This is a genomic window from Desulfuromonadales bacterium (genome assembly GCA_035620395.1).
GTDB lineage: Bacteria > Desulfobacterota > Desulfuromonadia > Desulfuromonadales > DASPGW01 > DASPGW01.
Genome location: DASPGW010000078.1, coordinates 1 through 7,706, shown reverse-complemented (window position 1 = coordinate 7,706; position 7,706 = coordinate 1). Strand labels below are relative to the sequence as shown.

Sequence of the window (7,706 nt, the reverse complement as noted above, 5' to 3'; positions counted from 1 at the left end):
GGGCTTCCCCTATGACCGCAAAACGAGTTCGGTGAACAACTACGATCATTTCCTCAATTTCCAGCAGGAGGCCCAGGCCTGCCGCAGGGCCGGCGCCGCCAGTCTCGATCTTGCCTACACCGCCGCCGGGCGCCTGGATGGTTACTGGGAGATGAAACTCAAACCCTGGGATGTCGCGGCCGGGCAGCTGCTGGTGACCGAGGCTGGCGGCCGGGTCTCTGATTTTGACGGCCGGTCGCTGGATATATGCGGCCAGGAATGTCTGGCCAGCAACGGTCTGCTCCACGACGGGATGGTGACCGTGCTCCGGCGGGGGAAGCGGCCAACGCAGGGCAGGCATTGAGCCAGCCGTGGAGAGGTCCGCTGACGGATCTGCCGGCTGCAGGCCGCCTGGCGTCGGCAGGCCGGGGTCCGGAAGTCGCTGGGCGGTGTTCGGAACGCGTATCTGTGCTTTGCTGATTGCACCAATCCCCGTTGCTGGCTCCGGCAAAGTCTGTGCTATACTGAAAACAGGCAGGAAGGCACCCTTTAATCCGGGCGGGCATTGGGCTCGGCGGCGCAAAGGGCGCAAGCAGTGCAGGGAGGTATGCATGGCCGAGCTGAACACCCAGGAAAGAGTGAAGAAGGTCGAATCCGGTCTTGACAGGAATCTCGAACGTCTTGACGAGGATCTGGACATCATGGAACGGCATGCCGCCGAGATTGTGGAGGTGGAGGATACGATCCAGGAGGCGATGCGCAAGTGGGATCGCGAGCACAAGGATGCGAGCCTCCATAGCATACCGAAGCCCCGCAAGCATCTCCGCTGACCATCTCCTCCTGCGCATTTAACGAAAAAGGGCACTCCACGCGGAGTGCCCTTTTTCGTTGATGTGGCCGCAACTGCTCAATCGATCTTTTTTTCGCTCAGCTCACGAAAGGGTTCGCTGGAATTTTCCGCTCGCTGCTCTTCCTCGGCACGGATCGCCTCGATCTCCTCCTCCAGGGTGGCAGCTGCATGCTTGAGGCTGTCCAGCTTCTGCAGCAGCGCCTGGACTTCTTCCCTGGCGAGCAGGTCCGACTGGCCGCTTCCCCGCAGCTCGTCGATCAGCATGCCCAGGTCGAAATAGGTGTGAGATATTTTTTTGTGCAGGGAGCCCAGGTCGATCTTCTTCTGCACGATCCGCTTGTACTGGTTGGCCTTGAAGGTCGCCGTATGGAAGGTCTTGCGGGTGGTTTCCCACAGCTTTTCCGTGTGCCCCTTTTTCCTGTCCTGCTGTTCGCTCGGGTCGGTCATCGTACGCTCCTGGAGTTGCCCTGTCGGTTGGCGAAAATGCAGGGCAAGGATAACAGTTCGCGGCCGGCAGTCAAGCCGGGGAGGACGGATTTAACCGGCTTTGTTCTTGCCCCGGCTGCCAAGATGGTCTAAACTTCTGAGCAATTTTTCATGGCGCTTCCGGCCGCGGTTGCCGGGGAAGGAGTAATGATGGCTGAAGCGGGTAAAACCAAGTTCCAGATCGACCTTCGGCGTTATCTGCGGGAGACGGAAGAGAACCGGGATCTGACCCGACTCATCTGCGAGATCACCGATGCTTCCAAGTACATCGTCAATGCCATCCGCACCGGCGATCTCGGCGTGGCGGGCACCTCCAACCTCTACGGCGAGGAGCAGCTGGCCCTCGATGTCCTCTCCGATCGGATCATGCGCAAGCGCCTGATGCACTCCGGAGTGGTAGCCAACATCGTCTCCGAGGAGACCTGCGAGATCATCCCCGTCTCTCCCGACTGCGTCGGCAAGTACTCCGTCGCCTACGATCCCCTCGACGGCTCCTCGCTGGTCGACGTCAACCTGGCGGTAGGGACGATCGTTTCGATTTACGAAGGGTGCGATCTGCTCCAGCCGGGGCGCAACCAGGTGGCGGCCCTCTATATCCTTTACGGGCCGCGCACGACCATGGTCCTCTCCACCGGCAGGGGGGTTCATGAATTCGCCATGAACCAGCTCATGGAGTACGATCTCATCCGCGAGAACATCACCGTGGCCCCCAAGGGGAGCATCTACTCCCCCGGCGGCCAGCGCAATCTCTACACGCCCGGCACCGAGAGCTTCGTGCGCCAGATGGAGGAGCAGGGGGCCAAGCTGCGCTACAGCGGCGGCCTGGTGCCGGATGTCAACCAGATCCTGCTCAAAGGGAAGGGGGTCTTCCTCTATCCGCACCTGCAAGGGAAACCGGACGGCAAGCTGCGCCTGCTCTACGAGCTCAACCCCATGGCCTTCCTCATGGAACAGGCCGGCGGCGCCGCCTCCACCGGGCGGCAGCGCATCCTCGACCTGGTGCCGCAGGGAATCGACGACCGGGCGCCGGTCTTCATCGGCTGCAAGGAGGATGTGGCGCTGGCGGAGCGATTCGTCGCCGAGTTGGGGTAGGGGGAGAGGGAAGGGAGAGAGCAACATTAAAGGAGGCAGGCCGCGCGGTCTGCCTCCTTCTGTTTGATCGGCAAGACATTCACTGAAATTGAGCCGAGGCTGTCTCCGAAGCTACTGGCGCCATGCCGCGGTGATGCCGTCAATGACGTACTGCACGGCGAGAAATGCCAGCACCAGCCCCATGATGCGGGTGAGAATGGTGGCGCCCAGAAGGCCTATGAGGTTCATGAGCCGGTCGGCCTGGCGCAGAAAGACGAAGGTGAGCGCGAAGACCCCGGCGAGAGAGAGAAAAAGCGCCAGATGATCGGCGGGGGTCTGTGCCCTGCCGGCGAAGATCAGGGTCGTGGTGATGGCGCCGGGGCCTGCCAGCAGCGGGATGGCCAGCGGCGTGATGGAGATGTCGTCCTTCGCCTCGGCCAGGCGCTCTTCGCCAGGGGTGGTTTCGGTGCCTGTTCGGCGCCCGTAGAGCATCTCGATGCCGATGAAGAAGAGCAGCACTCCGCCGCAGATGCGCACGGCGGGGGGCGTGATGCCGAAAAAACTGACGAAGGGCGGGCCGATGAGCAGGAAGAACGCAAGAACCCCGAAGGCGGCGAGGCAGCCGCGGCGGGCCATCAGTCGGCGCTTGTCGCTACTGCTGTGGGGGGTGATGGCGAGAAAGACCGGCACGCCGGCGATCGGGTCGATAATGATGAACATCTGGATGAAAAATGCGGCCCAAAGATCGATGAAACCGGTCATAAGCTCTCTTCCGTCGACTTTTGTATGGGACCGGTATGCTGAGCCCGGGGGGTGCTTCGCTTGATTCCCGCCTGTCCCCGGTACTATCTGTCGCCAATTAAGTGAGGTGTCCTCTGAATTACTGCTGAAACATGGACTCTCACTTGTCTTGACATCTCCCCATTATTCACGTTTTGGATGTTTAGGCGGTCACGAGAGAAAGGTTACAAGACTGCATCTTTTTTTACCCCTTCCCCCCCCACCCGTCAATGAACTTTCGTTAAACGCAGAAGGGGCGGGTTGCACACCCGCCCCTTCGGGACTCCGAGAAGCATCGCCGCCCCGGATTACTTTGTTTTCGCCCCTGCCGCGGCAGGCGCCTTCGCCACCACCGGTCGCGCTTCGGCGCCGACGATCCGGGCGAAGGTGCTGCCCTGGGCACTGTTGTTCAGCAGGAAGCGCGGTAGCTTCATCAAAGTATCCGCCGGTCCGGCGGGGTGGGCCTCGATGGTGAAGGTCGCCACGTAGCCGGCAGCCGCCGCTTTCCTCAAGAGTTCGTCGTCGTAGATGCCGAACGGCCAGGCGAGCAGGTCTACCGGTCCGCCAAGTTCTTTCTCCAGTTTCGCCTTCGCCTTGCCCAGCTGCGAGGTCACCAACTTGTCGTACTCCGCCGCGGAGAGCTTCTTCTTCTCCTGCTTGAAGTTGGGGTGCCAGTAGGTGTGCGACTGGATGTCGAAGAGCCCGGTTGCTTTCACCTCGCGCAGCTGCTCCCAGGTCATGGCGTAGCTGGCGTTGGAGATGGCCGAGGGGTAGGTGAAGAGGGTCACCGGCATCCGGTAGCGCTTCACCAGCGGCAGCATGTCGGTGTAAACCGACTTGTGGGCATCGTCGGCGACGATGACCACCGATTTGGGCGCCGGCGCCGGTCCCTTTTTCAGGTAATAGTCGACCAGTTGCCGCAGGGGGATGACGGTGTAGCCGTTCTCCTTGAGGAACTTCAGGTGCGACTCGAAGACCGGCGTGGTGATCGTCATGCTGTCGGCAACGGTCGGTCCGAAGCGATGGTAGAGGAGGATCGGGACTTTGAAATCGGCAGCGGCGGCAAAAGCGGAAGAGCAGAAGAGGGGGAACAGGGCGAGCAGGACAAGGAACTTCTTCATGTGGGCATAACCTCGCAGGGTGATAAGGACCGGCAACAGGATACGCCTTTCGGCGGCGCGAGGGAAGGGGGAAAAATGCAAAGAGCCCGGTGGCAGGTGCCCCCGGGCTCTTTGCATCAAAAACAGGACATTTCTTACTTGAGCAGTTCCTTGACCTTCTCGTAGCCCATGTTGTAGGCCTTCTTGTTCAGTTCAAGGAAGGCTTCCGGGACGCGGGAGAGGACGGCCTTCTCGCCGGCTTCGCGGGAGACGGCGTCGGTCAGGGCGATCATCGCGCCGAGGGCGACGACGTTGGCGACGATCTCGCGGCCGATGTCATCCTTGGCGGTACGGGTGATGGGGAACTTGTAGGTCTTGAAATCCCCCTGCGGCTCGCGCTTGACGAAGTCCGAGTCGAGCAGCAGCACGCCGCCCGCCTTGATGCCGTTGGCGTACTTGTCGGCCGACTCCTGGGTCATCGCCAGACAGGCGTCGACGATGGTCGCCTTGGGGTAGTCGATGGGGCCGTCGGAGATGATGACCTCCGACTTGGAAGCGCCGCCGCGGGCTTCGGGGCCGTAGCTCTGCGACTGGACGGCGTGTTTTCCTTCAACGATGGACGCCGCTTCGGCCAGGATGATGCCGGCGGTGATCAGGCCCTGACCACCGGCGCCGGAAAATCTAATCTCATATCTTTTAGCCATGGATCGGTTCTCCTTGTGATGATCAGGCGCCCTGCGCCTTGGCAATGACCTTGGCGTACTGTTCGCAGTACTCGGGCTTCTCTTCCTTGTAGAGGACGCCGGTCAGGACCTTGCCCTTGAGCTGCTCGGCAGTCATCTTCGAAGCCGCGGCCACCGGCACGGCGATCTCCTTGAGCCGCTTCATCATGTCGACGACGCTGCGGAACTTGTTGCGGCGGCCGTAGGTGGTGGGGCAGTCGTCGAGGACTTCGATGACCGCCATCCCCTTGTGCTTGATCCCCTCGGCGATCAGCTTGTCGATCTGGGTGGCGTGGAAGCTGGTGGTGCGGGCCACGAAGGTGGCACCGGCGCCGATCGCCAGCTTGCTGATGTCGAAGATCGGATCCGGGTTGCCGTAGGGGGTGGTGGAGGCCTTGTCGCCGGTCGGGGTGCAGGGGGAGAACTGGCCGCCGGTCATGCCGTAGATGAAGTTGTTGAAGATGACGTAGGTCATGTCGATGTTGCGGCGGCAGGCATGGATGAAGTGGTTGCCGCCGATGGCGGTGCCGTCGCCGTCGCCGCCGACGACGATCACGTTCATCTCGGGCTTGGCCATCTTGACGCCGGTGGCGAAGGCCGCGGCCCGGCCGTGGGCGGTGTGCAGGGTGTTGAAGTCGACGTAACCGGGCAGACGGCTGGCGCAGCCGATGCCGGAGACGATGGCGGTGTTGTTCTTGTCAAGACCGCAGCTGTCGATGGCCCGGATCAGACCCTTCATGGCGATGCCGTGGCCGCAGCCCGGGCACCAGATGTGGGGGAGTTTCCCGGGACGCAGGTATTTATCGTAATCGTAAGCCATGTTACTTGACCTCCTTGACCTGGGCCATGATTTGACCGGGGTTGATCGGCTCGCCGTCGACGCGGCCGATGCTGATGACCGGGCAGGCACCCTTGACGACACGCTCCACTTCAAGATTCATCTGGCCGAGGTTGAGCTCGGGAACGATGATCGTCTTGACCTTCTTGCCGAGGGCGGCGATGCGCTTCTCGGGGAAGGGCCAGAGGGTGATGGGGCGGAAGAGGCCGGCCTTGATCCCCTCCTTGCGCAGTTCGTTGACCGCGTAGCGGGCGGAGCGGCTGGTGGAGCCGTAGGCGAAGATGAGCACTTCGGCGTCCTCGGTCAGGTACTCGTCGTTCTTCTCGATGTCGGCGCGGGCGGCTTCGCCCTCGACCTTGCGGATCTGGCGGCGCTCTTCGTTGTCGACGTACTCGGCCTTGGTGGTCGGGAAGCCGTCCTGCGCCTTGTTCAGGCCGGTGACGTGGAAGCGGTAACCGGAGCCGAAGGCAGCCAGCGGCGGCACATCACCGAAGGAGGTGTCGTAGGGCTTGTACTGCTCGGGCGGGACGGTCGGCTTGGCACGGTCGATGACTTCGAGGTCGCCCGGCTCGGGGAACTCGATGCGCTCGCGCATGTGGCCGACGATCTCGTCATAGAGGACCTGCACCGGCATGCGGTATTTCTCGGCCAGGTTGAAGGCGCGTACCGTTTCGCTGAAGATCTCCTGGCAGGAAGCGGGGACCAGGGCGATGGTCGCATGGTCGCCGTGGGTGCCCCATTTGGCCTGCTGCACATCGGACTGGCCGGGGCCGGTCGGCATGCCGGTGGAGGGGCCGCCGCGCATGACGTTGATGATGACGCAGGGGACCTCGGCGATGCAGGCATAGCCGATCAGTTCCTGCTTCAGGGAGACGCCGGGACCGGAGGTCGCAGTCAGCGCCTTGGCGCCGGTGAGGGACGCGCCGATGACCGAAGCCATGGCGCCGATCTCGTCTTCCATCTGGATGAACTTGCCGCCGATCTTGGGGAGTTCGTTGGAGAGAACTTCCGCCACCTCGGTGGAGGGGGTGATGGGGTAGCCGCCGAAGAAACTGCAGCCGGCGTACAAGGCGCCGTGAGCGCAGGCTTCGTTCCCCTGCAAAAGAGCAACTTTTTTAGCCACGATTAACGACCTCCTGTGAATTGATTATTCCGCATGAACCTTGATCGCAAAATCCGGGCACCGCAGTTCGCACTGCATGCACTTGATGCAGGCCTCGGGGCGTGCGACTTTGACGAGGAACGCATCCATCTCAAGTACGTTGGTGGGGCAGAATTCAACGCAGATGCTGCACCCCTTGCAGTTCCTTTCGATTACTTCGATTCTCGGACTGCTCATTCCCGCTTCTCTCCTTCTGTGCGTGTTTGCCGTTATTATCAAATTAACGGGTTAATAAATCGGCGAAATTTTACCATATACGGCGACGCTTTGCCAGCAAAATTTGTATACGAAAATAACGGTGTTTGCAGATAGAAAAGAAGGGCAATGTCGCCATTGCCCTTCTTTCCGCACGGCCAATGGTATCCGTTATTTCAGGCTGTCGACCAGGCCCTTGACGGCCGCGACCGACTTGTCCATCATTGCCTGCTCTTCGGCGTCGAGTTTGAACTGGAGAATCTTTTCGACCCCCTTTTCGCCGAGGACGCAGGGGACGCCGACGTAGTAGCCCTTGACGCCGAACTCGCCGTTCAGGTAGACGCAGGTGGGGAGCACCCGCTTCTGGTCCTTGAGGATCGATTCGGCCATGGCGATCGCCGAGGAGGCCGGGCTGTAGAAGGCGCTGCCGGTCTTGAGCAGGGCGACGACTTCACCGCCGGCGCCGCGGGTCCGCTTGACCATGGCTTCCATGACTTCCTTGGCCTTGGCGGCGCTGCCGTAT

Annotated in this window: 11 protein-coding genes; 3 read left to right on the top strand and 8 right to left on the bottom strand. The window is 61.6% G+C overall.

Annotated features, from left to right (window positions below; genetic code table 11):
• On the top strand, positions 1–343 hold a 343-nt coding region (locus tag VD811_04610; GenBank protein HXV20262.1), incomplete at its 5' end, for an inositol monophosphatase family protein.
• A 247-nt stretch (positions 344–590) separates the two neighbouring features.
• The gene (locus VD811_04605; GenBank protein HXV20261.1) at positions 591–809 is read left to right on the top strand and encodes a hypothetical protein; all 219 of its coding nucleotides are present in this window, start codon (positions 591–593) and stop codon (positions 807–809) included.
• A gap of 77 nt (positions 810–886) precedes the next feature.
• On the opposite strand, the gene VD811_04600 is transcribed toward VD811_04605, so the two are convergent.
• Positions 887–1,276: a hypothetical protein gene (locus VD811_04600; GenBank protein ID HXV20260.1), complete on the bottom strand. Its 390-nt coding sequence runs from the start codon at positions 1,274–1,276 to the stop codon at positions 887–889.
• Positions 1,277–1,465: 189 nt separating this feature from the next.
• Here VD811_04600 and VD811_04595 point away from each other — a divergent pair, with 189 nt between their 5' ends.
• Positions 1,466–2,407, top strand: coding sequence for a class 1 fructose-bisphosphatase (locus VD811_04595; protein HXV20259.1), 942 nt, complete (start codon positions 1,466–1,468; stop codon positions 2,405–2,407).
• Between the two features lie 111 nt (positions 2,408–2,518).
• Here VD811_04595 and VD811_04590 read toward each other — a convergent pair whose 3' ends face one another.
• The 7 genes from VD811_04590 to VD811_04560 all read right to left on the bottom strand — a co-directional run.
• Positions 2,519–3,148 carry a MarC family protein gene (locus VD811_04590; GenBank protein ID HXV20258.1) on the bottom strand — a complete coding sequence of 210 codons (630 nt, stop codon included), beginning with the start codon at positions 3,146–3,148 and terminating at the stop codon, positions 2,519–2,521.
• A 326-nt stretch (positions 3,149–3,474) separates the two neighbouring features.
• A complete protein-coding gene (locus tag VD811_04585) occupies positions 3,475–4,287 on the bottom strand; it encodes a polysaccharide deacetylase family protein (GenBank protein HXV20257.1) in 813 nt (270 codons plus the stop codon).
• A 134-nt stretch (positions 4,288–4,421) separates the two neighbouring features.
• On the bottom strand, positions 4,422–4,970 hold the full coding sequence (locus VD811_04580) for a 2-oxoacid:acceptor oxidoreductase family protein (protein ID HXV20256.1): 549 nt from the start codon (positions 4,968–4,970) through the stop codon (positions 4,422–4,424).
• Positions 4,971–4,992: 22 nt separating this feature from the next.
• Positions 4,993–5,808: a 2-oxoacid:ferredoxin oxidoreductase subunit beta gene (locus VD811_04575; protein HXV20255.1), complete on the bottom strand. Its 816-nt coding sequence runs from the start codon at positions 5,806–5,808 to the stop codon at positions 4,993–4,995.
• Between the two features lies 1 nt (position 5,809).
• Positions 5,810–6,949, bottom strand: coding sequence for a 2-oxoacid:acceptor oxidoreductase subunit alpha (locus VD811_04570; GenBank protein ID HXV20254.1), 1,140 nt, complete (start codon positions 6,947–6,949; stop codon positions 5,810–5,812).
• Between the two features lie 24 nt (positions 6,950–6,973).
• Entirely contained in the window at positions 6,974–7,165 is a 192-nt protein-coding gene (locus tag VD811_04565) for a 4Fe-4S binding protein (protein HXV20253.1), read from the bottom strand.
• A 189-nt stretch (positions 7,166–7,354) separates the two neighbouring features.
• On the bottom strand, positions 7,355–7,706 hold a 352-nt coding region (locus tag VD811_04560), incomplete at its 5' end, for a malate dehydrogenase (GenBank protein ID HXV20252.1).

Excerpts from the sequence above, each read along its gene's own strand:
- VD811_04605 (HXV20261.1), top strand. The coding sequence starts at position 591 with ATGGCCGAGCTGAACACCCAGGAAAGAGTGAAGAAGGTCGAATCCGGT.
- VD811_04600 (HXV20260.1), bottom strand. The coding sequence starts at position 1,276 with ATGACCGACCCGAGCGAACAGCAGGACAGGAAAAAGGGGCACACGGAA.
- VD811_04595 (HXV20259.1), top strand. The coding sequence starts at position 1,466 with ATGGCTGAAGCGGGTAAAACCAAGTTCCAGATCGACCTTCGGCGTTAT.
- VD811_04590 (HXV20258.1), bottom strand. The coding sequence starts at position 3,148 with ATGACCGGTTTCATCGATCTTTGGGCCGCATTTTTCATCCAGATGTTC.
- VD811_04585 (HXV20257.1), bottom strand. The coding sequence starts at position 4,287 with ATGAAGAAGTTCCTTGTCCTGCTCGCCCTGTTCCCCCTCTTCTGCTCT.
- VD811_04580 (HXV20256.1), bottom strand. The coding sequence starts at position 4,970 with ATGGCTAAAAGATATGAGATTAGATTTTCCGGCGCCGGTGGTCAGGGC.
- VD811_04575 (HXV20255.1), bottom strand. The coding sequence starts at position 5,808 with ATGGCTTACGATTACGATAAATACCTGCGTCCCGGGAAACTCCCCCAC.
- VD811_04565 (HXV20253.1), bottom strand. The coding sequence starts at position 7,165 with ATGAGCAGTCCGAGAATCGAAGTAATCGAAAGGAACTGCAAGGGGTGC.